At 45.7% G+C, this 398-nt stretch carries 1 protein-coding gene; it reads left to right on the top strand.

Going from position 1 to position 398, the window contains the following annotated elements; genetic code table 11:
- A partial coding sequence (locus B3O33_RS08045; protein WP_292363362.1) for a DODA-type extradiol aromatic ring-opening family dioxygenase occupies positions 1 to 357 on the top strand: 357 nt, incomplete at its 5' end.
- Between the last annotated feature and the right edge of the window lie 41 nt (positions 358 to 398).

Genomic DNA, 398 nt, shown 5'->3' with positions numbered 1-398 from the left:
GGACAGGCTTTGCAAACTTTGGGCGATCAATCCTTGCTGCTGATAGGTTCCGGGTTTTCCTTTCACAATATGCGGGCTTTTTTCACGCCGGAGACGGATGAAGCAAAAACCATGAATGAGTCATTCGAAGACTGGTTACTTGAAACGTGCTGTGATGAAAACCTGACTGAAACTGAAAGAGAGCAAAGGCTTATCAATTGGCAGTCTGCCCCTTATGCACGCTATTGCCACCCAAGAGAAGAACACTTGCTCCCCCTTCACGTCTGTTATGGATTTGCTGCATCGGCCTGTTCAAAATCATATGAATTACAGGTGCTCAATAAAAAAGCGAGCATGTATCTCTGGGCGGATCAGTAACCACAAAAATCTAATCTTTCTCTGTGCCCTCTGTGTCTCTG

Source organism: Methylophaga sp. UBA1464, from assembly GCF_002325665.1.
In the GTDB taxonomy this organism is placed as follows: Bacteria; Pseudomonadota; Gammaproteobacteria; order Nitrosococcales; family Methylophagaceae; genus Methylophaga.
The sequence above is the reverse complement of the archived record's forward strand: the minus strand, read 5'-3'. Positions and strand labels throughout refer to the sequence as shown.